Annotated in this window: 24 protein-coding genes; 12 read left to right on the forward strand and 12 right to left on the reverse strand. The window is 63.4% G+C overall.

Annotation, left to right across the window (positions count from 1 at the left end; translation table 11 throughout):
• Nucleotides 1-95 precede the first annotated feature (95 nt).
• On the forward strand, nucleotides 96-1394 hold the full coding sequence (locus tag FQP90_RS20325; protein ID WP_144652882.1) for an ATP-binding protein: 1299 nt from the start codon (nucleotides 96-98) through the stop codon (nucleotides 1392-1394).
• A gap of 115 nt (nucleotides 1395-1509) precedes the next feature.
• Nucleotides 1510-2754, forward strand: coding sequence for a low temperature requirement protein A (locus tag FQP90_RS20330; protein ID WP_144652883.1), 1245 nt, complete (start codon nucleotides 1510-1512; stop codon nucleotides 2752-2754).
• A gap of 10 nt (nucleotides 2755-2764) precedes the next feature.
• On the opposite strand, the gene FQP90_RS20335 is transcribed toward FQP90_RS20330, so the two are convergent.
• Together FQP90_RS20335 and FQP90_RS20340 are read right to left on the reverse strand one after the other, a co-directional pair.
• A complete protein-coding gene (locus FQP90_RS20335) occupies nucleotides 2765-3301 on the reverse strand; it encodes an HD domain-containing protein (protein WP_144652884.1) in 537 nt (178 codons plus the stop codon).
• Between the two features lie 83 nt (nucleotides 3302-3384).
• A complete protein-coding gene (locus tag FQP90_RS20340) occupies nucleotides 3385-4176 on the reverse strand; it encodes an SDR family NAD(P)-dependent oxidoreductase (RefSeq protein ID WP_144652885.1) in 792 nt (263 codons plus the stop codon).
• Nucleotides 4177-4273: 97 nt separating this feature from the next.
• On the opposite strand from FQP90_RS20340, the gene FQP90_RS20345 reads away from it, so the two are divergent.
• Nucleotides 4274-4885 carry a TetR/AcrR family transcriptional regulator gene (locus FQP90_RS20345; protein ID WP_144652886.1) on the forward strand — a complete coding sequence of 204 codons (612 nt, stop codon included), beginning with the start codon at nucleotides 4274-4276 and terminating at the stop codon, nucleotides 4883-4885.
• Nucleotides 4886-4921: 36 nt separating this feature from the next.
• Here the strand turns inward: FQP90_RS20345 and gluQRS are convergent, their stop codons facing one another.
• Nucleotides 4922-5809, reverse strand: a complete 888-nt coding sequence (gene gluQRS / locus FQP90_RS20350; protein ID WP_144652887.1) for a tRNA glutamyl-Q(34) synthetase GluQRS — start codon at nucleotides 5807-5809, stop codon at nucleotides 4922-4924.
• Nucleotides 5810-6158: 349 nt separating this feature from the next.
• On the opposite strand from gluQRS, the gene FQP90_RS20355 reads away from it, so the two are divergent.
• Nucleotides 6159-6626 (forward strand): Lrp/AsnC family transcriptional regulator, encoded by a 468-nt coding sequence (locus tag FQP90_RS20355; RefSeq protein WP_208760048.1) that lies wholly within the window; start codon nucleotides 6159-6161, stop codon nucleotides 6624-6626.
• Here FQP90_RS20355 and FQP90_RS20360 read toward each other — a convergent pair.
• A complete protein-coding gene (locus tag FQP90_RS20360) occupies nucleotides 6623-7078 on the reverse strand; it encodes an Lrp/AsnC family transcriptional regulator (protein WP_144652888.1) in 456 nt (151 codons plus the stop codon). The genes FQP90_RS20355 and FQP90_RS20360 overlap by 4 nt on opposite strands.
• 102 nt (nucleotides 7079-7180) lie before the next feature.
• Here FQP90_RS20360 and FQP90_RS20365 point away from each other — a divergent pair, with 102 nt between their 5' ends.
• The gene (locus tag FQP90_RS20365) at nucleotides 7181-7837 is read left to right on the forward strand and encodes a LysE family translocator (RefSeq protein ID WP_144652889.1); all 657 of its coding nucleotides are present in this window, start codon (nucleotides 7181-7183) and stop codon (nucleotides 7835-7837) included.
• On the opposite strand, the gene FQP90_RS20370 is transcribed toward FQP90_RS20365, so the two are convergent.
• From FQP90_RS20370 to FQP90_RS20380, 3 genes are all read right to left on the reverse strand, one after another.
• The gene (locus tag FQP90_RS20370; protein ID WP_144652890.1) at nucleotides 7834-8301 is read right to left on the reverse strand and encodes an SRPBCC family protein; all 468 of its coding nucleotides are present in this window, start codon (nucleotides 8299-8301) and stop codon (nucleotides 7834-7836) included. The two genes, FQP90_RS20365 and FQP90_RS20370, sit on opposite strands and share 4 nt — an antisense overlap.
• Nucleotides 8298-8663: an ArsR/SmtB family transcription factor gene (locus tag FQP90_RS20375; RefSeq protein WP_144652891.1), complete on the reverse strand. Its 366-nt coding sequence runs from the start codon at nucleotides 8661-8663 to the stop codon at nucleotides 8298-8300. The genes FQP90_RS20370 and FQP90_RS20375 overlap by 4 nt, the downstream gene beginning before the upstream one ends.
• Nucleotides 8664-8759: 96 nt before the next feature.
• A complete protein-coding gene (locus tag FQP90_RS20380) occupies nucleotides 8760-9731 on the reverse strand; it encodes a hypothetical protein (protein ID WP_144652892.1) in 972 nt (323 codons plus the stop codon).
• Nucleotides 9732-9886: 155 nt separating this feature from the next.
• Here FQP90_RS20380 and FQP90_RS20385 point away from each other — a divergent pair, with 155 nt between their 5' ends.
• Entirely contained in the window at nucleotides 9887-10366 is a 480-nt protein-coding gene (locus FQP90_RS20385) for a DUF4383 domain-containing protein (protein ID WP_144652893.1), read from the forward strand.
• A gap of 144 nt (nucleotides 10367-10510) precedes the next feature.
• On the opposite strand, the gene FQP90_RS20390 is transcribed toward FQP90_RS20385, so the two are convergent.
• The 5 genes from FQP90_RS20390 to FQP90_RS20415 form a co-directional block, all read right to left on the reverse strand.
• Nucleotides 10511-12559, reverse strand: coding sequence for a glycoside hydrolase family 28 protein (locus tag FQP90_RS20390; RefSeq protein ID WP_144652894.1), 2049 nt, complete (start codon nucleotides 12557-12559; stop codon nucleotides 10511-10513).
• Nucleotides 12560-12776: 217 nt separating this feature from the next.
• A complete protein-coding gene (locus tag FQP90_RS20395; protein WP_144652895.1) occupies nucleotides 12777-13592 on the reverse strand; it encodes an IclR family transcriptional regulator in 816 nt (271 codons plus the stop codon).
• A gap of 86 nt (nucleotides 13593-13678) precedes the next feature.
• Nucleotides 13679-14935 carry an aminopeptidase P family protein gene (locus tag FQP90_RS20400; RefSeq protein ID WP_144652896.1) on the reverse strand — a complete coding sequence of 419 codons (1257 nt, stop codon included), beginning with the start codon at nucleotides 14933-14935 and terminating at the stop codon, nucleotides 13679-13681.
• A 27-nt stretch (nucleotides 14936-14962) separates the two neighbouring features.
• Nucleotides 14963-16321, reverse strand: coding sequence for an MFS transporter (locus FQP90_RS20405; protein ID WP_144652897.1), 1359 nt, complete (start codon nucleotides 16319-16321; stop codon nucleotides 14963-14965).
• Between the two features lie 548 nt (nucleotides 16322-16869).
• A complete protein-coding gene (locus FQP90_RS20415; protein WP_144652898.1) occupies nucleotides 16870-17541 on the reverse strand; it encodes a GntR family transcriptional regulator in 672 nt (223 codons plus the stop codon).
• A 151-nt stretch (nucleotides 17542-17692) separates the two neighbouring features.
• Here FQP90_RS20415 and glyA point away from each other — a divergent pair, with 151 nt between their 5' ends.
• The 6 genes from glyA to FQP90_RS20445 are packed head-to-tail and all read left to right on the forward strand — an operon-like array spanning nucleotide 17693 to nucleotide 25747.
• A complete protein-coding gene (gene glyA, locus FQP90_RS20420; protein WP_144652899.1) occupies nucleotides 17693-19102 on the forward strand; it encodes a serine hydroxymethyltransferase in 1410 nt (469 codons plus the stop codon).
• Nucleotides 19099-20319, forward strand: coding sequence for a sarcosine oxidase subunit beta family protein (locus FQP90_RS20425; RefSeq protein WP_011776430.1), 1221 nt, complete (start codon nucleotides 19099-19101; stop codon nucleotides 20317-20319). Before glyA ends, FQP90_RS20425 begins: the two co-directional genes overlap by 4 nt.
• A gap of 17 nt (nucleotides 20320-20336) precedes the next feature.
• Nucleotides 20337-20753 (forward strand): sarcosine oxidase subunit delta, encoded by a 417-nt coding sequence (locus FQP90_RS20430; RefSeq protein WP_144652900.1) that lies wholly within the window; start codon nucleotides 20337-20339, stop codon nucleotides 20751-20753.
• A 2-nt stretch (nucleotides 20754-20755) separates the two neighbouring features.
• On the forward strand, nucleotides 20756-23701 hold the full coding sequence (locus tag FQP90_RS20435; protein WP_144652901.1) for a sarcosine oxidase subunit alpha family protein: 2946 nt from the start codon (nucleotides 20756-20758) through the stop codon (nucleotides 23699-23701).
• Entirely contained in the window at nucleotides 23694-24344 is a 651-nt protein-coding gene (locus FQP90_RS20440; RefSeq protein ID WP_144652902.1) for a sarcosine oxidase subunit gamma, read from the forward strand. The genes FQP90_RS20435 and FQP90_RS20440 overlap by 8 nt, the downstream gene beginning before the upstream one ends.
• Nucleotides 24344-25747, forward strand: coding sequence for an L-serine ammonia-lyase (locus tag FQP90_RS20445; RefSeq protein WP_144652903.1), 1404 nt, complete (start codon nucleotides 24344-24346; stop codon nucleotides 25745-25747). The genes FQP90_RS20440 and FQP90_RS20445 overlap by 1 nt, the downstream gene beginning before the upstream one ends.

Below are 25747 nucleotides of genomic sequence, written 5' to 3' on the forward strand. Positions count from 1 at the left end.
CTGCGTAACGCAACTGTCCCGCAACGTCCTGCCGTCAGTGTTCGCCTATGCTCAACTCCAAGGAATCAACGGCGATCCACCAAGGAGACACGGCCATGAGCAACTGGCGCATCAGGGACTTCCACTCGTCCGACCTGGACGGCATCCTGCACCTGTGGGAGTCACTCAAGGCCGACGGCGTCGAGCCCGTCTACGCGTTGTCCGAGGTCCTCGCGTCCTGCGAGAAGGACCACGCGGTGGTGGCGGTGCAGGGTGAGCAGGTGGTGGGTGCTGCCGTCGGTCGCGCGGCACATGACCAGGGCTGGATCGTCTTCTTGGCCACGCTGACCGAGTTCCGGGGCCGCGGCATCGGCACTTCGCTGCTGTCCGCCGTCGAGAACCGCATGGCTCCGCATGGCCTCAACAAGTTGTCCGCCCTCATGCCGGAAACCGAGACCCGGGTGGAGGCATTCCTGGGCCGCGGCTTCGTGGTCAAGAAGAACCTGCGGTATTTCGAGCGGACCATTCCCGTGCAGCGCCAGGAGCTCGGCGCGTTGGGGCTGCTGGGCGGGCGGATCCTGGCACGGGATCTTTGGGAGAACGTGGCAGGCATGCGCCGCGAGAAGGAGCTGCTGGAGCGCCGCTTGGTCCTTCCCCTGGCCGAGGCCGACCTCGCCGACGAATACGGTGTGGTCCCTCCGCGGGCAGTGGTGCTGTTTGGCCCTCCGGGCACGGGCAAGACCACCTTCGCCAAAGCCATTGCGTCCCGTTTGGAATGGCCGTTTGTTGAGGTCTTCCCCTCCCGCCTGGCCTCGGATCCCAAGGGCTTGGCGGGGGCCTTGCGCGAGACCTTCCTGGAAATCGCCGAGCTGGAGCACGCCGTGGTGTTCATCGACGAGGTGGAGGAGATCGCGTCACAGCGTGCCGGGGATCCGCCGTCGCCGTTGCAGGGCGTCACCAACGAGCTCCTCAAGATCATTCCGGCCTTCCGCGAACAGCCCGGCCGGTTGCTGGTCTGCGCCACCAACTTCATCCGCGCGCTGGACACCGCGTTCCTGCGTCACGGCCGCTTCGATTACGTCATCCCCATCGGCCTCCCGGATGTCCACGCCCGCGAAGCCATGTGGCAGCGCTTCATTCCCTCCACCGTGGTGGACACCGTGGACATCGCCCAGCTGGTGGAGCGGACGGAGGGCTTCTCCCCCGCCGACATCGAGTTCGCGGCGCGCAGTGCCTCCCAGCGGGCCCTGGAAAAAGCTGTATACGACGACGAGGGCTCCGGTCTTGCGACCAACGGACGCAAGGGGCCGGTCACCCAGGACTACCTTGACGCGATCGCTGATACCCGGACAACGGTGAGCGCCGAGGTGCACCAGGACTTCCTTGAGGACATCGACGTGCTGGGCCGCGTGTAGGGCTTCTGGCCGCGAGATCGCCGGAATGCTGCAGGATCGCCGTGCCTATCCGGCGAGATGGACGCATTCCCGCGATCTCGGCGTGGATCCAATGCGAGCCGGTAATCTTTGAGCCATGTCCACGAATCCCCTTCGCCATGCCCTTTCACGCATGGGCGGCCGCGATCCCCATGAGAAGCACCGCACAGCCACCCCATTGGAGCTGTTCTTCGACCTGACGTTCGTCATTGCGTTCGGTGTTGCCGGCAGCCAGTTCGCCCACGCCGTGGCTGAAGCCCATGTGGGAGCCGGCCTTCTGGGCTTCGGCTTCGCCATGTTCGCCGTCATCTGGGCATGGATCAACTTCACCTGGTTCGCCAGCGCCTACGACACCGATGACTGGGTGTTCCGTGTAGTCACCATGGTCCAGATGGTGGGTGTGCTGATCCTGGCCATGGGCATTGAGCCGATGTTCCACTCGATCGTGGAAGGGGACCACGTCAACAATGTGGCCATCCTCATTGGCTACATCATCATGCGCGTCGCACTGATCTTCCAGTGGCTGCGTGCCGCCCGGCAGGATCCCGAACGCCGCGAGACCTGCCTCCGGTACGCGAAGTACCTGGCGATCGTTCAGGTGGGCTGGGTCATCGCCCTGGTCATCGAGACGGATGTCCTCACCACGTTCCTCATGGCGGCCCCGTTGTTCGTCCTGGAGATGGCCACTCCCTACTTTGCCGAGCGCAAGATCCGCACCCCGTGGCATGCACATCACATCGCCGAAAGGTACGGGCTCCTGGCGATCATTGCGCTGGGCGAGTGCTTGATCGGAGCCATTGAGACCCTGCGGGCGATCGTGGCCCTGCACGGCTGGACCCTGGACGCTGCTTTGGTGGGGTTCAGCGGAACCGGGCTGGCCTTCGCCATGTGGTGGATCTACTTCATCCTGCCTTCAGGGCCTGCACTCCATTTCCAACGGCACCGCTCCTGGATCTTCGGCTACGGACACATTTTTGTCTTCGCGGCCATCGCGGCCACCGGCGCCGGCCTTCATATCGCTGCCTACTTCATCGACCACGAAGCGCACATTTCCGCCGCAGGTGCAGTGGCTTCCATCGCCATACCGATCATCCTGTTCAAGGTCTCGCTCACCACCCTTTACAGCATCATGCTCGGCCCGGACCGGGAACTGCTCTGGAGCTCCGCGTTGGTGGTCCTGGGATTGGGTGCAAGTATCGCCATGGCCGCAGCAGGCGCGTCCGTCCCACTGTGCATGCTGGAAATGATGGTGGTCCTGGGGTTGTCCATTGCTTACGATGAGCGACGCGGACACAAAGGCCGGGCAGCAGCGCTCCGACGACTGGAAACCGCCGCCGGCTAGCTCCACGTGACTACTCCGGAACGATCTCGTCCAGCTCGGCAAGCAGATGCGGATTGATCCGTTGGAGGATCATCCTGACCTCTTCCCTGGGCACGGCCGTGTACAGGACCGGACGGGCGTCGGCGTAGCGGGTTGTCGGCGGCTTGTCCGGCCATTTTTCGGCGAGCGCCTGGACCCTCTCGGGAAGTGAGTTGTGCGCGTTGTCCGCGATCTTCACCAACGTGGCGTCGTGGTCCTCGGCGACGTAACGGATGCCGGCGTCGTAATCCTCGGGATCGTCGTGAAAGCGGCGGGTGACGCGCTCGATAATGGCAAGGGCCCGCTCCGAGACCCCCATGTCCAGCAGGGCCTGCCGGGTGATGGGCGTGTCCTCTGCGATGTCGTGCAGGTAGCCCGCGATCTGGATGTCGTCGTCGAAGTCGGCGAGGGCATCACCCACGGCCAGAACGTGCTCCCTGTAGGGTCGCTTGAGTTTGTCCTTCTGCCGGTTGTGGGCCACCTCTGCCAGGACTTGGGCTGTCTCTACGGTGAATCGTGGTTCGGTCATGTTGGCCTCCGGATTGGTGAGGTGCCGACAGTGATCGGTCCTGCCTTCAGGCTATCGGCTTCCCCGGACAGGGAACACCTGGGTTACCAGTCCTGCACGGCCCTTGCGGCAATGGCGACGGTGACGGCCCTGGGCAGGCGCTGCGCGAAGCCTGCCGCCACCCGGTTGACCCAGCCGGAGACCACGCTGCCGGGCGTTCCCTTGCGATCGAGCGCCTTGATGGCCGTTCCTACAACCTGCGCCGAGGTCTGCATCCGGCCGACCGCAGCGGACTGGCTGCCCAAAACGTCGAAGAACTCGGTGCGCGTCGCTCCGGGGCAAAGAGCGAGGACGTTGAGTCCGGAGTCCTTGGTCTCGTGGGCAACGGCCTCCGTGAAACTCAGGACAAAAGCCTTGGTGGCACCGTACACGGCCATCCCCGGAATGGGCTGGAAGGCGGCCGTGCTGGCAACGTTCACCAGGGCGCCCTTCGCGGAGGACAACATGCCGGGAAGAAAAGCGCGGGTGATGTCCACCAAAGCAGCAACGTTGAGGGAGATCTCAGAGGCAATGACCTCCGGATCCTCGTCCACGAAGGCAGAGTGGGTGCCGAAGCCCGCATTATTGATCAGCGTGTCCACGGTGATGTCGCGGCTGCTCAGTTCGCTGAGAAGCTCGCGGCCAACGCCTGGACGCCCCAAGTCCATGGGCAGGACGGTCACGTTGACGCCATGCTTGGAACGCAGGTCCTGGGCGACTTCTTCCAAGCGGTCTGCGCGGCGGGCCACCAGGACCAGGTGGGAGCCGCGGGCTGCGAGTTGACTGGCGAACTCGGCACCGAGCCCGGAGCTGGCGCCGGTGATGAGAGCAGTGGTCCCGGAGTAAGTCATTGTCATGGCATGTCCAATCATTTGGAGTCTGATGTAGTCGCTGTCAACATGGTAGGCAGTGTCTACTTTGTTGTCAATGGCTACATTGGCCTAGACTTGGCCCATGACCGACCAGCCTTACCACCACGGCAAGCTCCGCGAGGCCCTGCTGGAGCGCGCCATGGAAACCATCGAAGAAGCTGGCGTGGACGGCCTCTCCCTGCGTCAGCTTGCCCGGGATGTGAACGTCAGCCATGGCGCTCCTGCCAAGCACTTCCGCGACAAACAAGCCCTGATTGACGCCCTGGCGTTGGCTGGCTTTGAGTCGATGAACCGTCGCATCCACGGCGCCGCCCAGTCGGGAGACCACCTCCGCGGCCGATTCGTCGGCGTAGCGCAGGCGTACGTTGACTTCGCTGTAGCCCACCCGGCGCTCCTGTCCGTGATGTACTCCACCAAGCATCACCCTGACTCCAGCGCCGAGCTGCGAAGCACAGGCGAACAAGGGATACAGGTAGCCCAGGCCATGATCACCGAGGCCCAGGAGGCAGGTGACCTGGCTGCCGGCGACCCGGAAACACTTGCCATGGTGTGCTTCGTGAGCCTCCACGGCGCTGCCGTTCTGGCCGCGGGCAAACACTTGGACGGAACCACCGTGGAGGATGTCGTGGCTGCCACCACCGACATGCTCTGGGCCGGCATGGCCGCCGGCGTTCCCGCCGCGCAGCTCAGCTAAGCCGACAGCATCCAAACAGCCGACTTGGTGGGCTGCTTATGCCTGGGGATTTTTCCACACCCAGGGTGTCTTGGGCAGCTTCTTCGGATCGAATTCCGACAGCGCATCCCGCAAGGTTCCTGCGGGCAGTCCCAGCGACTCAAGGATCAGGTCCCGCACGCGCTGCGCTGGAATTCCGACGGCGGCGAGGTCGCCCAGCGTGACCGCGCCGTCGCGCTTGGCCAGCCTCGCGCCGGCGTGATTCACCACCAGCGGAACGTGGGCGTATTCCGGGGCCGGCAGGCCCAAGAGCGTTGCCAGATACGCTTGCCGCGGCGTGGAGGGAAGAAGGTCGTCACCTCGCACTACCTGGTCGATCCCTTGGGCGGCATCATCCACGACGACGGCGAGGTTGTAAGCGGTGACGCCGTCATTGCGACGTAGCACGAAGTCGTCCACCATCCCCACAAAGGTGCCGTGCAACTGGTCCTCAACAGCCCACTCAGCGGTGTCCGAGCGCAGGCGGATCGACGCGGGACGCGACGCCCTGCGGATCTCGCGTTCGGCGTGGGACAACCGCAGGCACGTCCCCGGGTACGCGCCTTGCGGCGCATGCGGTGCGGACGGCGCCTCCTGGATTTCCCGCCGCGTGCAGAAGCATTCGTAGGTACGGCCCTCAGCGGTCAGGCGGGCAATCGCGTCGTCATAGAGCGCCGCGCGCTCAGTCTGGCGAACGACGGCGGCGTCCCAGTTAACACCGACGGCTTGCAAATCGCGGAGCTGCTCCGCTTCCGCGCCTGACCGGGCGCGGTCCAGATCCTCGACGCGAAGCAGGAAGCTGCGGCTGCTCGACTTCGCGAACAACCAGGCCAGGATGGCAGTCCGCAGGTTCCCAACGTGGAGTTCACCGGAAGGGCTCGGGGCGAAGCGGCCAGCGGAAGTCATGCCCCAAGCCTATGTGTCCCCGCCCGGGGCAGGGCAACGCAAGAGCCCCTCAGCTACCGCAACGATCCGGTGGCTCAGGGGCTCTTACTTTGTGCCGCCCTGACGACGGGCGGGTGCAGAATGACAATGCTGTGAACAAGAGTCAATCAGCGGCTGTTTCCTTGCGGGAAACCTCTGCAGGGTTCCGGGTGGTGTGCCGGGTGCCTGGTGCCTGCGGGATCCGGCGGTAGCCTCGCCCTGCTTCGTTGTCACCATTTCAACAGGAGACATACAGTAGGTGCAATGGACGAGGAAAAACTTGGTCGATCTGACCAGTACCAACCGAAAAACCAGACAGGAAGTGGTCACTTTGCAGGAACTCGACGCCACAGACCGACGCATCCTCGCCGCGCTGGACGAGGATCCCAGGGTCCCCATCATGGTGTTGGCCCAGAAGCTGCACCTCGCGCGCGGCACCGTCCAATCGCGCCTTGAACGGATGACGGCATCCGGAGCCTTGCGCGCCAACAGCAGCCGGGTCCTGCCCACGGCGCTGGGTCGCGGGGTGGCTGCGGCAGTCAGCGCGGAGCTCGACCAAAGCCATTTGAATGAGGCCATCGCAGCACTTCGGGACATCCCCGAAGTCCTCGAATGCCATGCGCCTGCCGGTGACACCGACCTCATCATCAGGGTTGTGGCCAGGAGCCCGGATGATCTCTACCGCGTCTCCGAGGAAATCCGGCTGTGCCCTGGAATTGTGCGCACATCAACCAGCATGTTTCTCCGCGAAGTGATCCCCTACAGGACAACAGGCCTGCTGGAAGACAGCCAGCCCTAGACCGGCGGTCCGATGTTGGTTTTCAGATTCTTCATCACCAGCGTTGAGGTCAGGCGCTCGACAGCTGGCAGGGCCGCGAGTTCGTCATCATAGAAACGCTGGTAGGCAGGCAGGTCCGCGGCGATGACCTTCAGCAGGTAGTCCGGGGAACCGAAGAGCCGCTGGGCCTCCACGATGTTGGGACTCGCTGTCACACGCTCCTCGAAGTCCGCCATGATGGTGCGCTCCACCTGCCGGAGGGTGACGAAAACGATTGCCTCGAAACCCAGCCCCACCGCGGCAGGATCGATGTCGGCCCGGTAGCCACGGATCACACCCGAGGACTCCAGATCGCGGAGCCGACGGTGGCAAGGAGCCACAGTCAAACCCACCTTTGCAGCGAGAGCCGTGGCAGTCATTCGACCATCTTCTGCGAGGTGGCGCAAAATACTTCTATCGATTCCATCAATCACGCAAATATCTTACCGAGAATCAATGCGCGAGGGCTAAATGAGGGAACACTTATGGGCAAATTTTCCCTAGAGTTTTCTTACCCCCTAGCCCCGGAGAGACCCGTGAATCCGCAACTGTTCCTCGCCTTCATTCTTGTAGCCGTCACCTTGGCGTGCACCCCCGGCGTCGACTGGGCGTATTCCATTTCAGCTGGTCTTCGCCAGCGCAGTTTCGTACCGGCGGTTGCGGGCCTGTGCAGCGGCTACGTGGTCCATACGCTGCTGATGGTTGCGGGGCTGGCCGCCCTCCTGGCAGGAGTCCCGGGACTTCTAGGCTGGCTGACAATTGCCGGCGCTGCCTACCTGCTGTGGCTCGGCATCGGCACCATCCGCTCCTGGCGAGGTGCCAGCTTCAGCGCGGAAGACGCCGTCGTACATTCCGGCAATCAAGTCCGCACGTTCTTTCAAGGTATGGGAACCAGCGGCATCAACCCCAAGGGCTTGCTGTTCTTTGTAGCGCTGGTTCCGCAGTTCGTGAGTCCGGAAGCAGCACTCCCCGTTCCGCTGCAGTCAGGCCTGCTGGGCCTGACCTTCGTGATACTCGCCGGCACGGTCTACACGGCGGTCGCCCTGACCTCCCGGAAATTGTTGGCTTCCAGGCCGGGTGCCGCCAAGGTAGTGACACTGGTCAGCGGAATCATCATGATCGGGCTGGGGGCAGTGCTGCTGTCGGAGCAACTCCTTCCGCTTCTTCCGCAGATTTCTGCGGCAAGCACCTAGGCCGCCAGCAGCTCGTCCAGGCGCTCGTAGCCTTCCACCACGCCGTAGTTCATCCCGGTGGCCAGCGCCATATCCCGCGCTTCAACCGAGGGGTAGACCTCGTGGGCAACGATGCGGGTGCGGCCGTCCACTTCCTCAAACGTGGTGGTGCTGAGGCCAACCTGATTCGGGGCGCCATCGAATTCGAACGTCATGATGATCAGCGCATCAGCATCCACGGTGTGGAAAATGCCGCGGAAGCCATACATTCCGCTGTCATCTCCGCTCTCGTAATGCCAACTGCCGCCGGTGGTCGCGTTGTATTCGGTGACTTTGGTGACCGTACTGCGTGGGCCCAGCCACTTGGCCAGCAGGTCGGGATCCACATGGGCCTTGAAAACTGCACTGACTGGGGCATCGAATTCGCGGGCTGTGTCAACGAACGGGACGCCATCGTCAGCGGTGATTGTTGTTGGATTGCTCATTTCAGTTCCTCTTTCTTCTTTGCTGGTTTCTCATGCGGTTCTTCAGTGCCTGCGCCCAGCAGTTGGTCGAGCTGCCGGTAACGCGATTCGGCGATCAATCGGTATTGGTCAATCCAGGCCGTCAGGTGCTCCAGGGCTGCCGCGTCCAGGTGAACCGGCCTGCGCTGCGCATCACGGGAACGCGTCACGAGCCCCGCGTGCTCCAGCACCTGAATGTGCTTGGAAACTGCCTGTTTGGTGATGGTGAATGGTTCTGCGAGCTCGTTGACAGTGGCGTCTCCGCGGGAGAGCCGGGCAACCATGGCCCGCCGCACCGGATCGGCCAAGGCCATGAAGGCCTTGTCGAGAGCATCTTGTTCCATCGCCGCGTAAATCCTTTCGTAATCAACCGAATCGTTTATCAATGATTTGGTTGATTACAACGTTACGCCTTCCTGCGGAAGAGCACAATGGTCCCCTTACTCGCCGCCCAGTTGCCTGAAATCGTTCTCCCACAACCGGCGCATCTCAGCGTCCTTGCGGATGACTTCCATCGTCTCGAGCTCCGCGGGAGGGGCCGGTCGCTTGGACCGCGGCGTCAGCGTGCGCCGGCCTTGATCCAACGCAAGGAGCGCCCGGTCGGTGAGGGCATCATTCTTCAACGCCAGGTTGGTTTTCCGGCGTCGGAGTACTTCCTTCAACGCAACTTGGGCCGACTCGAAATCACCACGTGCGCGCTGGGACCGCGCCCGGATCAGCAACAAGGCAGCCGAGAGGTCGTCGGTGTTTAACAGCCCTTCGGTCCACAGCACCACGTCCCGGTGACGGTCCAGCGAATACGCCGCCGTGCAACGCGCTAAAGCTGAAGGCAACGACGGCGGCAACCCCACCACCGCTTCCAGCGCCGACTCCGTCATACCCATCTCCCGAAGGCAGTGGGCCAGGGCAAGGAACACCGACTCCTCGCTGAACAGAACCGGAACCTCTATGCGTTCGGTGACCTCAACCCGAGTGACCACCTGCCCAAGGTAGATCGCCGAGAACTGGCTGGCGTCGTCGTCGATCCTTGTTGTTAAACCGCGCTGCAGCAGCTCGGAAGCCCTCAAGAACCCGCCGTGTTTGTACGCCAGCAGGCCTGCCATCACGTGGCACAAGCCGGCCCACCCGGGGTTCATCCGGCCGAACGCCAGCAGGGAATCAGGTTCCGTAGAGGTAAAAACCGCTTCGTGCATGGCCTTGGCGGGCTTGGACGACAACATCTTCAACCGCGGAACATTCCCCACCACGGACAGCCTGGCATGGTCACGGCCGCCAAGGACACCGGAAAGCACCTCATTCATGCCGTCCGCCAATCCGCGCACGGGCGTCCGGACATAACCCTCGCGGAACGGCGTGAAATCCCGCGTGTCATGGAAGATCGTGTGCATTCGGCCATTCGGGGGTTGGCTCATAAAACCATGCTAACCGGCCCTGAACTGGGCTCATCCCCTGCTATCGGAGGCATTTCAGGAGTATTATGGCGGCGTCGGCAAGGTTTTGCCACACCCCTTGCCGCAGGTCGGCTCTCCAGGAGAAGAGCCGGATAACCGCGTGAAAGGGAGGACTGATGACCACCGCTTCGCACCCCGCCGAACACCACCACATGATGGGGTTGACACTTCGCAACACCGCCATGGGCGTTGGCATTGTATTTCTGCTGGTAGGCATCCTGGGCTTCATTCCGGGAATCACCACCAATTACGGCGCCATGACCTTCGCGGGACATGAATCCGGCGCCATGCTGCTTGGAGTCTTCCAAGTGTCCATACTCCACAACATCGTTCACCTGCTGTTTGGCGTGGCCGGCTTGGCCATGGCAAGGAACGCACGCATGGCCCGCCTGTTCCTCTTGGGCGGCGGCGCTGTGTACATCGTTCTTTGGATCTATGGCCTGGTCATCAACCAGGAAACGGGCGCCAACTTCGTCCCGTTTAACACCGCTGATAACTGGCTGCACCTGATCCTTGGCGTTGCCATGATCGGTTTGGGCGCTTGGCTGGGCAGGGATGCCATGGACGAATCACCCACGGCGCGGAGGAACATGTAGCACCCGTGGATTAACCAACGACGGCGGCCGACCCCTTCCCGGGGACGGCCGCCTTTTCGTGTCCCGAGATGCCAGTTGATGACAATGTTTGTGCCCGCGACTGTCATTAATTGCCACCTCGGCAGCGCCAGGCGCTACTGGGCGCTACTGGGCAGCCGGCATGGGACGAACATCCGTGAACGTGTTTCCCGTCGAGTACTGGTCCAGGCGCCAGGGATTGGCGTTGTTCCGCACACTCTGGAACGTCACGCCGTCAAACGTGGAATCCTGCAGACCCTTGATGTTGGCGGGGTTCACGTTCCGGAACACCACATCCTGGAAAGTGAAGGCACTGAGGCTGGCCGTTCCTTCGCCGAGGGACGGCCCTGCCTGGATATCGATCACCGGTTTGCTGTCGGATACAGCCATGCCGCAGGTGGGCGAGTTGTTGCCGTCCACGGAAACGTTCCGGACCACCACGTCCTTGAAGGTGGCCGATTCAGCGGCGACATACCCGGACGGTGACTGGTTATAGCTGAGGGACATGATGAACGCGCTGCTGCCCATGCACGCCATCGCAGTATCGCGGAACAGGAAGTCCCGGCCGCCTCCCGCCATGTCCGAGGTACTTTTCATCCGGAGGCCGCCGGTTTCAACTTTGTACATGACGTTGTCCTCAGCGAGGACCCGGTGCACCCAGGCTGCCGTGTTCGAACCGACAGCGACTCCCCCGTGGCCCATGCGCATGTAGTTGTTGAAGATCCAGACGTCCTCGCTGGGCCTCCCTTGGGCTCCGTACTTGCCTTGGCCGGCCGCGAAATTGACCTGGTCATCGCCAGTGTCAAAGAAGTTGTTGAGCACAATCCCGTTGCTGGTCCCGCCAAACTCCAGGCCGTCACCGTTGTTGGCGTTGAACGTGGTGTGGCGCATGGCGTTCACAGTGGTGTTCCGGCTGTCCAGGATCATCACGCCATGGAAGGCCGGGTTGTCCGCGGTGACTCCCTCGATGTACAGGTTCTCCACGCCCATGAACGTCATAAGGCTTGACCGGTACTGGCCGTAGAGAACAGAATCCTCCAGCGTTTCAGGCTTGTTGACCACGCCGGTGAGGAAGTCCGGATTCTCCTTCGCATTACGGAACTGCTCGGCCGCCAACAAGCCATCGTCCAATACTTTTCCGGCGGAACTTGCTGCGTATTGGGGAAGTTCGTTGCCCGCTTCGTCAGTTATCGACCCCCCGGCCGTCCGCTTCCAGCCATTTCCGTCCACCACGCCTTTGCCGACGATGCGGACATTGCTGGCCGCAGCGCCTGGCTCGCGCCCCGCCGTCGAGCGGCCGTTGTCCTCCGGAAGGACATTAAGGAGCGACGGCGGCCGGCGGTAGTTCCGGTATTCGGCCTCGGCGGGGAGGGGCTCAGGTACCGGGTAGAGGTAATAGCCCTTGTCCAAGGGGTAGTCCTCCGCCTGGTCGGAGCCGAGCAGACGTGCGCCCTCCTGGAGTTCCAGGGTCATGTCCGAGTGGAGGAAAAGTGCCCCCGTTGTGAAGGTGCCTGCAGGAACCACCACGGTGCAGCCCGGTGTTCGACAGGTGTCAATGGCCTTCTGGATTGCTTTGGTGTTGAGGGTCTTTCCATCGCCCACCGCCTTGTACGCGGGATTGGTGATGGTGACTTTGTGCCGTGACGGGGTGGTGGTCACGGTGATCGGCGCACTCGCCGCAGATTCAGTCCCGTCTTTCCTCACAGCGGTGACAGTGAACTGGTAGCTGGTGCGCGGAGACAGGCCGGTCACCGTGAAGTTATGGGCCACGGTCCGGATGTGGAATCCATCCTTGTCGGCGGCCCGGAACGCGTCCACGTACTCCTGGGCCGGCGAGAAGATCCGCGCGTTCTCCTCCGCGGTTCCCAACGCCCTGCCGTTCATGTAGACGCGGTAGTCCACGACGTCGTCGTAAAGGTCCGGCTTGTTCCACACCAGCAGAGTCTTGTCACTGCCGGTGGCTTGCGAAGGGACACAAAGGTTTTGTGGCGCCCTGCCGGTGCCTGAATCAAGCTGGATGCTGGAGCTGGAACACGCCGGGCTGTCTGTTTTGCCTGCGGGAGCCCCAGTGGCCGGCGGGCCCGCGGCCACGACGCAACCTAACCCCATCACTGCTGCAAGCGCGAGGCCTCCCACGCTTCGGCGTATTTCCGGTTTTCTTCGGGTCGATCGCATGGATGATCCTTCCCGGGGCACAACGGCGTGCCCCAGTACTTGGAGGCTCAGGGCTCTCCGGGAATGGTTGAGAAACGGTAAGAAAACGCTTTCTCAGAACACCCTAGGAAGGTTTGAGGGCGGGGTCAAGCACTCTGATCCGCGCCGACGTGGCACTTAATGACAGTCCGGGAGCGGCGGATTGTCATCAACTGCCATCTCGACGGCGGATGGGCGCCTACCGCGGGGAGCGGCCACCCAGGCGTGAAGTGACCTTGGCGGCCGCTGCAGCGCAGGCTTCGCCGAGGCTGGCCAAGGTGTCCTGTGAAACCCGGAATTTGGGGGCAGGAATCAAGACGGAGGCCACGATGTCGCCCCTGTGGTCGTAGACCGGCGAAGCAACGCCCACCTCTTCGATGGAGGTTTCGCCAAAGTTGGCGGCCCAGCCCCGCTTTGCGGCTTCCCCAAGCCGAGCCAGGTAACTTTCCACAGAAGCTTCGTCCAGGCCCGGCAGGGTGATGGAACCACTGCGCAGCAGGTTCCGCACCCTGTCCTTGTCTTCGTTGGCAAGGAACACCTGCACCGATGAACTCAATGCCTCGTTGTAGCGGGCTCCGAGCGGGGCCAGGTGTTTCACCTGATGGCGGCTGGGGATCTGCTCCACGCACATGGACTCGACGCCGTTCCACACCATGAGGGCGCTCGTCTCTCCCGTGCGTTCGGTCAACTCCCGCAGTACGGGGTAGGCCACGCGTCGCTCTTCGAGTTCCGCCAGGAGGGGGCCCGCCATCGCGATCATCCCCAGCCCCAAGCGGAACCTGCGCGAATCGACGTCGCGCTCTACCAGGTTTTCCTGCTCCAGCGTGGCCAGGATGCGCGAAACCGTACTCTTGTGCAGGCCGATCCGGCCCGCGATTTCGGTGACTCCCAGGAGCGGCTCGTCTGCAGTAAAGCTCCTCAGCACCGCGATGGCGTTGACGATGACGGACGTGCTCTTGCTGTCGCCGTTACCGTTGTTGCCGTCAGGAGTCTCGCTGGTTTCCGTGGGAGTCATGGGATCACTATATTTCGCCGGGGCCGTCCGGAAGTTCCGAACCGGGGCCGGCGGACGCCGTGCACTGCGCCCGCCGGCCGTTCCACCTAGGCTCCGATGATGTTGTACTCGGGGCCGAACGGGAACTTGGTGATGTTCTCCGCGCCGTCTTCGCCTACCACCAGGATGTCGTGCTCGCGGTATCCGCCGGCACCCGGCTGGCCGTCCAGCACAGTGATCATGGGCTCCATCGAAACCACCATGCCGGGCTCGAGGACCGTGTCGATGTCCTCGCGCAGCTCCAGCCCGGCTTCACGTCCGTAGTAGTGGCTAAGCACACCGAACGAGTGGCCGTAGCCGAAGGTCCGGTTCGCCAGGAGGCCGTGGCTGATGTAGATCTCGTTGAGCTCCGCAGCGATGTCCTTGCAGACAGCGCCGGGCTTGATGAGTTCAAGGCCGCGCTTGTGGACCTCAACGTTGACGTTCCACAGTTCCAGTGAGCGGGCGTCCGGTTCGCCGTAGAACAGGGTGCGCTCCAGGGCGGTGTAGTAGCCGCTGGTCATCGGGAAGCAGTTCAGGGACAGGATGTCGTGTTCCTGGATCTTGCGGGTGGTGGCCCAGTTGTGGGCGCCGTCGGTGTTGATGCCCGACTGGAACCACACCCAGGTATCGCGGATTTCCGAGTCCGGAAAGGTCCGGGCAATCTCGTGGACCATGGCCTCGGTGCCGATCAGGGCAACCTCGTACTCCGTGATACCCGCAGTGATCGCGTTACGGATGGCTTCGCCGCCCAAGTCACCGATGCGCGCGCCGTGTTTGATGACAGCGATCTCTTCGTCGGACTTGATCATGCGCTGGCGCATGGCCGACTGCGCAACGTCCACCAGCGTCGCGCCGGAGAACGCGGCCTGGATCTTGTTCCGATTGTCCAAGGGCAGCGAGTCATCCTCGACGCCGATGCGGCGCGGGTTGATGCCGCGGGCCCGCAGGACTTCCTGGATGGCGTAGATGTAGTTGTCCCTGCGCCAGTCCGTGTACACCAGGTTGTCGCCGTAGCTGCGGCGCCAAGGCATACCGGCGTCGATATTTGCCGTAATGGTGACCGTGTCATCCTTGGTGACCACCATGCCGTAGGACCGGCCGAAGTAGGTGAAGAGGAAATCGGAGTAGTACTTGATGGAGTGGTAGCTGGTGAGGATGACGGCGTCGAGGTCCTTCTCGGCCATGATCCGGCGAAGGCCTGCAAGGCGGCGCTCGAATTCAGCGTCGGAGAAGGTCAGCGAGACTTTCCCGCCATTGTTGAGGACCTTGGTGCGCTCGAGTTTGGCGACATCGTTGACGGACTCGTTCTGGGTGATGGTCATGGTGGTTCCTTTCAAGGGTTGGTTGTTCTAGTCCTGCAGCAGAGGCTTCTTGGAAGTCTCCGCGGCGAACAGGACTGCGATGAGGGAAACGAGGGCGGCGGCCACGAGGTACCAGCCGGGGGCCAGCGTGCTGTGGGTCATGCCGATCAAGAGGGTGGCCATGAAGGGGGCGGTGCCGCCGAACAGGGCGTTGGAGAGGTTGAAGCTGACAGCAAAGCCGGTGTAGCGGACCTTTGTGGGGAAGAGTTCGGCGAGGAAACTGGGCAAGGTGCCGTCGTTAAGGGTGAGCATCCCGCCCAGCAGGATCTGCACCAACACGATCACCAGGAAGTTGCGGGTGTCCAGGAGCATGAAGGCCGGGACGGTCAGCAGTATGAAGAGGACTGATGCCGTGATGAGCATGCGCTTGCGGCCGAATTTGTCCGATGCAATGCCGGTCAGGAAGATAAAGCCGATGTAGCTGGCCAAAGCAATGGTGGTGGCCAGGAACGACTCCGTGGCTCCGAAGCCCAGCTCCTCCGACAGGTAGGTGGGCATGTAGCTGAGGATCACGTAGAAGCCGACGGCGTTGAGCAGCACCGCACCGGTGGCGATGATGAGCTGCTTCCGGTAAGTCCTGAACATGGCGAACGCCGGGGCCTTCACCGCATTGTCTTTCTCGGCCAGTTCACGGAATGCCGGCGTATCCTCCAGCTTGGTCCGGATGTACCGACCGATCAGGCCCATGGGTGCCGCGAGCAGGAAGGGCAGGCGCCATCCCCATTCGTTGAGCTGTTCTGTGGTGAGGACAGAACTCAGCAGGGCGGCCAGCAGGGATCCCAGCAGCAGTCCGGCTGCGGTACTTGCAGGCACGACGGCGGCATAGAGTCCGCGTCGATTGGCCGGCGCGTACTCCACCAGGAAGGCGGAGGCGCCTGCGTATTCGCCTGCGGCGGAGAAGCCTTGGACCACTCTGACCAGGAGGAGCAGGATCGGCGCCATGACGCCGATGGTGGCGTAACCCGGGATCAGTGCGATGCAGAAAGTGGCCACCGACATCAGGACGATCGAGAGGCTGAGTGCTTGTTTGCGGCCGAGCCTGTCGCCGATATGCCCCCAGATGAAACCGCCGAGGGGCCTCACGAAGAAGCTGATGGCGAAGACTCCGAAGGTCGCGAGCAGGGCGGTTTGCCGGTCGGACTCAGGGAAGAAGACCGAGGAGATGATGCCGGCCAGATAACCGTAGACGGCGTAATCGAACCATTCGACAAAGTTGCCGATGAAGCTGGCAGTGACAACCCGCCGTCGGGTGTCCTTGCTGACTGTGTTCTTGGGGCTGGGTGTGTGGTTGTGGCCGGAGGCGGGTGAGATGCCTTGCTCGGCTGCCACAGAGGATTCATTGCTCATGTGTCCACCAAAATCATTGGGGTTGCATACAACGCAACGCTGTTGCACCAGAGTATGTGTGAGCGCCGCCACGGTCAAGAGCTATTTTTTTGCTGGTGCAGGTGGCTGCACTCCAATGAAGTCACCGAGAGTGCCGAGCGCCCTTTTGTGATCTGTTGCATTCAAACAAACACTGTTGCAGCAAGTGGATCAGATGCCCCAACCTCACGGCCCTCTCTCACCTCCCAACCCCTTTACGCCGACCCTCTCTCACATCCCACCCCCTTCCCACCGACCCTCTCTCACATCCCAACCCCTTTCCGCCGCCCCTCTCTCACATCCCAACCCCTCCCACCGACCCCCTCTCACATCCCAACCCCTTCTCACCGCCCCTCTCTCACCTGGGTGAAGAAGGCCCGACGAGTAAGGACTATGCCGCAGCCAAGGCGAGGAAAGTCGCGACGGACTGACGCGACGGTCCGTCGCGACGGGATATGAGAGAGCGACCCGAAAAACCGGTCGGGACGTGAGAGAGCGACCCGAAAAACGGGTCGGGACGTGAGAGGGGGTCAGAGGACCTTGCGGATGGTCTCTTCGAAGCTGACCACGTGGTGCAGGGCGAGCTCGGCAGCGCGGTCTTCGTCGCCGTCGGCGATGGCGGTCAAGAGGTCGGCGTGCTCGGAGATGTGGCCGGAGACGGAGGGCATTTTCTCGAGCATGTGGCACCAGATGCGGGTGGCGAGGTTGTCGTAGCGGATGAGGACGTCTTCCAGGTGCGCATTGGCGGAGGCCTTGTAGATGAGCCGGTGCACTTGGATGTCGTAGCGCATGAGTTCCTGCGAGGAAGCATCCTGGCCCTCAAGCTCGCGAATCGCCGCAGCGACAGCACGGAGCTCTGAACGCATGCCCGGACTTGCCATGCGCGCCGCTTTCCGGGAGGCCAGGGGTTCCAGGAGCTCGCGGATTTCGGAGACCTCGGCGAGCTGCGTGATGTCCACGCCGGTAGCGAAGGTGCCCCGCCGAGGGTAGGAAACCACCAGGTGGTCGCTTTCGAGGCGTTTGATGGCTTCGCGGACGGGGGTTCGCCCAATGCCGAGTTCCGCAGCGATCTGACCGTCATTGATGGGATCGCCGGGCTTGATGTCCAGCATGATGAGCCGGTCGCGCAGCAGCAGGTATGCATTCTCTGCGAGGGACGTGCCCTGCGGAGCTGTCTCCAGTGCTTCCAATGCTGCGCTCATTGCTCTCTCCCGTTGTCGTAATCCCAGTCTGTTGGATGAGTTACCGAAGACCTGTTGACGACTATGTGATCTCCAACATACTATGGCAATAGTTCTAATATATCAGTTGCCTAACAGATGGCCGCTTCAAGTACTTCAGAAGGAGAACACCATGGTTGAACCGCTGATCCGCCCGCTCGCACAGGCGGACCCGGAGGTCGATCAGGCGATCGCCCAGGAACTCATCCGACAGCAGTCCACGTTGGAAATGATCGCCTCTGAGAACTTCGCCCCGACGGCTGTCATGGAAGCCCAGGGCTCGGTGCTGACCAACAAGTACGCCGAGGGCTACCCCGGCAAGCGCTACTACGGCGGCTGCGAACACGTTGATGTGATCGAACAGCTGGCCATCGACCGCCTGAAGTCACTATTCGGAGCCGAATTCGCCAACGTCCAGCCGCACTCCGGTGCACAGGCCAACGCTTCGGCGATGCACGCGCTGATCACCCCGGGCGACACCATCATGGGCCTGAACCTCGCCCACGGCGGCCACCTGACGCACGGCATGCGGATCAACTTCTCCGGCAAGCTCTACAAGGTTGTCCCCTACGGAGTCCGCGAAGACACCCACACCGTGGACATGGCGGAGGTAGAGCGCCTCGCCCTTGAGAGCAAGCCGCAGCTGATCGTGGCCGGCTGGTCCGCGTATGCGCGGCAGCTGGACTTCGCAGAGTTCCGTCGCATCGCGGACCTGGTGGGTGCCTACCTCATGGTGGACATGGCGCACTTCGCCGGCCTGGTGGCCGCTGGCTTGCACCCGTCGCCGGTCCCGCACGCCCACATCGTTACCAGCACCACGCACAAGACCCTCGGCGGCCCCCGCGGCGGCGTGATCCTGACCAACGACGCCGACATCGCCAAGAAGGTCAACTCCGCAGTCTTCCCCGGCCAGCAGGGTGGTCCCCTGGAGCACGTCATCGCAGCCAAGGCCGTGGCCTTCAAGATGGCAGCCGAGCCGGAGTTCCAGGAACGCCAGGTCCGCGTGCTGGAAGGCTCAAAGATCCTGGCCCAGCGCCTCCTCCAGGAAGACGTAGCTGCAGCCGGCATCTCCGTGGTCAGCGGTGGAACTGACGTCCACCTGGTCCTCGCCGACCTCCGCCACTCAGTCCTTAACGGCCAGCAGGCCGAGGACACCCTGCACCGCATCGGCATCACGGTCAACCGCAACGCAGTCCCGTTCGACCCCCGCCCGCCGATGGTTTCCTCCGGCCTGCGCATCGGGACGCCCGCCCTCGCCGCCCGCGGTTTCGGTGCTGAAGAGTTCACCGAAGTTTCGGACATTATTGCGACGGCGTTGATCGCCGCAGCGAACAGTGGCACCAAAGACAGCGGCACCAAAGACAGCGGCGCCCAAGCAGGCACAGAAGCAGGCAGCGAAGGTGACGTCGCGCTGGACGACGCGACCGCCGTCGAACTCCGCGACCGCGTGACCGCACTGGCGGACAAGTTCCCCCTCTACCCGCATCTCGGCAATGGCGCCGCAACCGCAACCGAAGCAGAACTGATTGGAGCAGCCCAGTGAGTGCAGACCACCTCCCCGAGCACCCGGACTTCCTCTGGCGCAACCCGGATCCGAAGAAGAGCTACGACGCCGTGATCGTAGGCGGCGGCGGGCACGGCCTGGCCACCGCGTACTTCCTGGCCAAGAACCACGGAATGACCAACATCGCCATCCTGGAAAAGGGTTGGCTGGCCGGTGGCAACATGGCCCGCAACACCACCATCATCCGTTCCAACTACCTCTGGGACGAGAGCGCAGCAATCTACGAGCATGCCCTCAAGCTCTGGGAGATCCTTCCGGAAGAGCTGGAGTACGACTTCCTGTTCAGCCAGCGCGGCGTCATGAACCTCGCGCACACCCTGGGCGACGTCCGCGAAAGCGTTCGCCGCGTGGGCGCCAACAGGCTTAACGGCGTGGACGCTGAGTGGCTTGACCCGCAGCAGGTCAAAGAACTCTGCCCCATCCTCAACATCAGCGACAACATCCGCTACCCCGTCATGGGCGCCACGTACCAGCCGCGCGCAGGCATCGCCAAGCACGACCACGTGGCGTGGGCCTTCGCCCGCAAGTGCGATGAACTCGGTGTGGACATCATCCAGAACTGCGAAGTCACCGGCTTCATCAAGGACGGCAACCGGGTAACCGGCGTGCAGACCACCCGCGGCACCATCAACACTGAAAAGGTGGGCCTCTGCGCCGCCGGACACAGCTCCGTGCTGGCAGAGATGGCAGGCTTCCGCCTGCCGATCCAGTCCCATCCGCTCCAAGCGCTGGTGTCCGAACTGCACGAGCCCGTCCACCCCACGGTGGTCATGTCCAACCACGTTCACGTCTACGTCTCCCAGGCCCACAAGGGCGAGCTGGTGATGGGCGCCGGCGTCGATTCCTACAACGGTTACGGTCAGCGTGGCTCGTTCCACGTGATCGAGGAGCAGATGGCCGCGGCCGTTGAACTCTTCCCCATCTTCGCCCGGGCCCACGTGCTCCGGACCTGGGGTGGAATTGTGGACACCACCCTGGATGCTTCTCCGATTGTGGGCCTCTCCCCTGTGGAGAACATGTTCGTCAACTGTGGTTGGGGAACCGGCGGCTTCAAGGGCACCCCCGCAGCAGGCCTGACGTTCGCGCACACCATTGCCACCGGTGCCCCGCACAAGCTGAACAAGCCTTTCGCGCTGGAACGCTTCGAGACCGGTGCCTTGATCGACGAACACGGCGCCGCAGCCGTGGCCCACTAGCCAGGACAGGAAAAGACATGCTCCTCATTTCATGCCCCAACTGCGGGCCACGCGACGAAACCGAATTCCACTACGGTGGCCAGGCGCACATCGCCTACCCCGAGAGCCCGAATGACCTCACGGACCGGGAATGGGCTGAATACCTGTTCTACCGCGAGAACACCAAGGGCACCTTCGCCGAGCGTTGGGTCCACAGCACAGGCTGCCGGCAGTGGTTCAACATGCTCCGCGACACCGTGAGCTACGACATCCACGCCATTTACGCGATGGGCCAGCCCCGCCCGGATCTGAAGACAACCAGCCCCAAGAGCGAACCGGAACAGCCTGGCGAGTTCACCCAGTCCGGCGACTTCGGCCAGGCCGGCGAACCAGGCCTGGCTCCCGGCGCCACCTCACCCACGGCCACCACCCCCATCTCCTCGGAAGGAGTCTAGAAGTGACCAGCAAGAACGCACGCCTCGCCACCGGCGGACGCATCGATCGCAGCATCTCTTGGCGCTTCACCGTGGACGGTCAGGAATTCACCGGCCACCCGGGTGACACCATAGCTTCGGCGCTGCTGGCCAACGGCCACATCAACGCCGGCAACTCCCTTTACGAGGACCGCCCCCGCGGCATCATGGCCGCCGGCGTGGAAGAGTCCAACGCCTTGGTCAAGATCGCTCCCCGTTTCCGCGGCCATGTTGCCGAATCCATGCTCCCGGCCACTGCGGTTTCGCTGGTGGACGGCATGAACATCGAGCTCCTGTCCGGCTTGGGCAAGCTTGACCCGAACGAGGACAAAGCCGAGTACGACAAGAAGTACGTCCACACGGACGTCCTGGTGGTCGGAGGCGGCATCGCCGGCCTGGCAGCAGCCCGCGAGGCTGTCCGCACCGGCGCCCGCGTCATCCTGATCGACGACCAGCCCGAACTCGGCGGCTCGCTGCTCTCCGGTTCAACCGCCGAAGGACTCGCCGAGCAGATCGAAGGCAAGCCGGCACTCGAATGGGTGGCAGACGTTGAGGCAGAGTTGGTTTCCGCCGCCGAATGCACGGTGCTGAACCGTACTACGGCCTTCGGTTCCTACGACTCCAACTACTTCATCGCAGCCCAGAACCGCACGGACCACCTGAGCGTTCCGGCCGCTTCGGGCGTCTCCCGCCAGCGTATTTGGCACATCCGTGCCAAGCAGGTTGTCTTGGCTCCCGGCGCCCATGAGCGTCCCCTGGTCTTCGAGAACAACGACCGCCCCGGCATCATGCTCGCCTCGGCCGCCCGTACCTACCTGAACCGTTACGCGGTGGCAGCCGGTTCACGTGTCGTCATCGGCACCACCAACGATTCCGCTTACGCGCTTGCCGCGGACCTGTTGGCAGCAGGCGTGGCGGTTGCCGCCGTCGTCGATGCCCGTCCGCAGATCAGCGCGAAGGCCGCTGCCGCCGTCGAGTCCGGTGTCCGTGTCCTCATCGGCAGCGCCGTGGCCGACACGTCCGCGGATGAAAACGGCCGCCTGAACGGCGTCACCGTCCGCAGTATCAACGACGACGGCGAACTCACCTCGGGCGTCGAACAGCTGGCTGCCGACCTGCTCGCCGTTTCAGGTGGCTGGAGCCCGGTGGTCCACCTCCACAGCCAGCGCCAGGGCAAGCTGCGCTGGGATGACGAGCTCGCCGCCTTCATCCCCACCACGCCGGTCCGAGACCAGCAGGTTGTGGGCGCAGGCCGTGGCAGCTACGAACTCCAGGACTGCCTGGCTGAAGGCATCTCGGCGGGAGCAGCGGCGTCCATCGCTGCCGGCTTCGAATCCGCAACCACCCCGGTGGAACTGCAGGCCCCTGTGGCGAGCGCGCCGAGCCGCCAGCTGTGGCTGGTTCCCGGCCAGTCCGGTGAGCCCGGTGAGTGGCACCACCACTTCGTCGACTTCCAGCGTGACCAGTCCGTGGCGGATGTCCTCCGCTCCACCGGTGCCGGCATGCGGTCCGTGGAGCACGTGAAGCGGTACACCTCCATCAGCACGGCCAACGATCAGGGCAAGACCTCCGGAGTCAACGCGATCGGCGTCATTGCCGCCGCGTTGAAGTTCGGTGGCGCCGAAAGCGTTCCCGGCGTCGGCGAGATCGGCACCACCGCCTACCGTGCACCGTTCACCCCCGTGGCTTTCGCAGCCTTGGCCGGACGCCAGCGCGGCGAGCTCTTCGACCCGGCCCGGGTCACCTCCATCCACCCCTGGCACGTTGCTCAGGGCGCACTGTTCGAAGATGTTGGACAGTGGAAGCGTCCTTGGTACTACCCGCAGGGCAGTGAAGACATGGACACGGCCGTCCTGCGCGAATGCGCAGCCGTCCGCGAATCCGTGGGCTTCATGGACGCCACAACGCTGGGCAAGATCGAGATCCGCGGCAAGGACGCCGGCGAATTCCTGAACCGCGTCTACACCAACGCGTTCAAGAAGCTCGCCCCGGGATCCGCCCGTTACGGCGTGATGTGCACCTTGGACGGCATGATCTTCGATGACGGCGTGACCCTGCGCCTGGATGAAGACCGCTACTTCATGACCACCACCACCGGCGGCGCAGCGAAGGTTCTGGACTGGCTGGAAGAGTGGCACCAGACGGAGTGGCCGGAACTCGATGTGGTCTGCACGTCCGTGACCGAGCAGTGGAGCACCATCGCCGTCGTCGGACCGAAGTCCCGCGCCGTGATCGCGAAGCTTGCACCCGAGCTCGCCGTGGATGGCGGCCTGGATGCCGAGGCCTTCCCGTTCATGACCTTCCGCGAGACCACGCTGGCTTCAGGAGTGCAGGCCCGCGTTTGCCGCATCTCCTTCTCCGGCGAACTGGCCTACGAAATCAATATCCCGTCCTGGTACGGGCTCAACACCTGGGAAGCCGTTGCGGCCGCGGGCGCCGAGTTCAACATCACCCCATACGGCACCGAAACCATGCACGTGCTCCGCGCCGAAAAGGGCTACCCGATCGTCGGGCAGGACACCGACGGTACAGTCACCCCTCAGGACGCAGGCATGGACTGGATCGTTTCCAAGGCCAAGGACTTCATCGGCAAGCGCTCCTACCTCCGTGAGGACGCCAGCCGCGAGGACCGCAAGCACCTGGTCAGTGTTCTTCCCGTGGACCACTCGCTGCGGTTGCCGGAAGGCACACAGCTGGTGGAAAAGGGCATCCCGGTCAACCCGGCTGACGGACCCGTTCCCATGGAGGGCTTCGTGACCTCCAGCTATCACAGCGCCGCGCTGGGCCGTTCCTTCGCCCTGGCACTCATTCAAAACGGCCGCAACCGCATCGGCGAGACCCTCGTGGCTTCGCTGGGAGACCAGTTGGTGGACGTGGTTGTTGGCGAAACCGTACTTTTCGATGCTGAAGGGACCCGCAAAGATGGCTGAAACAGCAACACCATCAGAAACAGTCAACCGTGTACGGGGCGCCCGCCGCAGCCCGGCCGAGCACTTGGCTGACGCCTTCACCTCCGGCTCCGTGCCGGGCACGGTGACGCTCACCGAGATTCCGTACCAGGCCATGGTGGGGATCCGGGTTGACCGAACGTCCGACGCCGCTGCCCGCGTTGCGTCCGTGACCGGCGGCTTGCCTGCTGCTTGCGGTGAGGTGACGGGCGCCGTTTCGGACAAGGACTCCGTCAACACCTTGTGGCTTGGCCCCACCGAGTTCCTGGTGGTCGCACCGGAGGAGGCCCACGATTCACTCGGGGGCACCTTGGTCAGCGATCTGCTCGCGGCCTTGGGCAACGATGCGGGTCAGGTGGTGGACCTGTCCGCCAACCGCACCACGTTCGAGCTCTCGGGCAGCCATGCCCGGGCGGTGCTCGAGAAGACCTGCGCGCTGGACCTGCACCCCCGTGTCTTCAAGGCCGGCACGGCTGTCTCCACCGAGCTCGCCCACATCCCGGTGATGCTGTGGAAGACCTCTGACGAGAGCTACCGGATCTTTCCCCGGGCCTCGTTTGCCGACTTCCTGGGACGCTGGCTCCTCGACGCCATGCGGGAGTACGCCTCCCCCGAGGTCCCCTAATGGCACTGAGTGTGCTTGACCTGTTTTCTGTTGGCATCGGGCCGTCGTCCTCACACACGGTCGGCCCGATGCGCGCGGCAAAGCAGTTCACGGACGGTCTTGAATCGTCCGGCCAACTCCCGGCCACAGTGCGCGTCCAGGCCGAGCTCTTCGGCTCCCTGGGCGCCACTGGCCGGGGCCACGGCTCAGACAAGGCCGTGGTGTTGGGGCTGCAAGGCCACTCCCCTGAGACTGTGGACACTGCCACGGCTGACGACCAGGTTGCAGCTGCGGCGCTCGACGCCGAACTGCGCCTGGGCGGCAACCACCGGGTGGACTTCAACTGGGACGAGGACGTGGTCCTGCACCGCCGCAAGTCGCTGCCTGCCCACCCGAACGGGATGACTTTCCGGGCGTTGGACCACACCGGGGCAGTGTTGCGGGAACGCAGCTATTACTCCATAGGCGGCGGCTTCGTGGTGGATGGGGACGCAACCGGTACCGACAAAGTGGTGGTGGACGACACCGTTCTCCCGTACCCCTTCACCACCGCTGATGAACTGCTGGCCATTTGCATGCGCGAAGGCAAGTCCATCTCCGACATCATGCTGGCCAACGAGCTCGTGTGGCGCTCCGAGGAAGAACTTCGCGAAAAGCTGCTGGGAATCTGGGCTGTCATGCAGGAATGCGTGGACAACGGCTGCTCTGCAGAGGGCATCCTGCCTGGCGGCTTGAAGGTCAGGCGACGGGCGCCGTCGTTGTTCAAGACGCTCGCGGCCACCGACGCCGCAAACAAGGCCGACGGGGCTGCATCCAATCCTTCGGACCCCCTCCTCGCCATGGAATGGGTGAACCTGTTCGCTCTGGCCGTGAATGAGGAGAACGCCGCGGGCGGCAGGATTGTCACCGCGCCCACCAACGGTGCCGCCGGAATTGTCCCGGCGGTCCTGCACTATTACACAAAGTTTGTTCCCGGGGCCAACGACGACGGTGTCGTACGCTTCCTGCTCGCGGCGGCCGCCGTCGGAATCCTGTTCAAGATCAACGCGTCCATCTCCGGCGCCGAAGTGGGCTGCCAAGGCGAGGTGGGTTCTGCCTGCTCCATGGCCGCCGCTGGGCTCTGCGAGGTCCTGGGCGGAACACCCGAGCAAGTGGAAAACGCGGCCGAAGTTGGCATCGAACACAACCTGGGCCTCACCTGCGACCCCGTGGGTGGTCTTGTGCAGATCCCCTGCATCGAGCGCAACGCGATTGCCAGCGTCAAGGCCATCAATGCCGCCCGCCTTGCCCTGCACGGCGACGGCAGCCACAAAGTGTCCCTCGACAAAGCCATCAAAACCATGCGCGAGACCGGCGCCGACATGAAATCCAAGTACAAAGAGACCTCCCGCGGAGGCCTCGCCGTCAACGTAGTGGAGTGCTAG

The sequence above is a fragment of the Paenarthrobacter nitroguajacolicus genome (assembly GCF_007786235.1).
Taxonomy (GTDB): Bacteria; Actinomycetota; Actinomycetes; order Actinomycetales; family Micrococcaceae; genus Arthrobacter; species Arthrobacter nitroguajacolicus_A.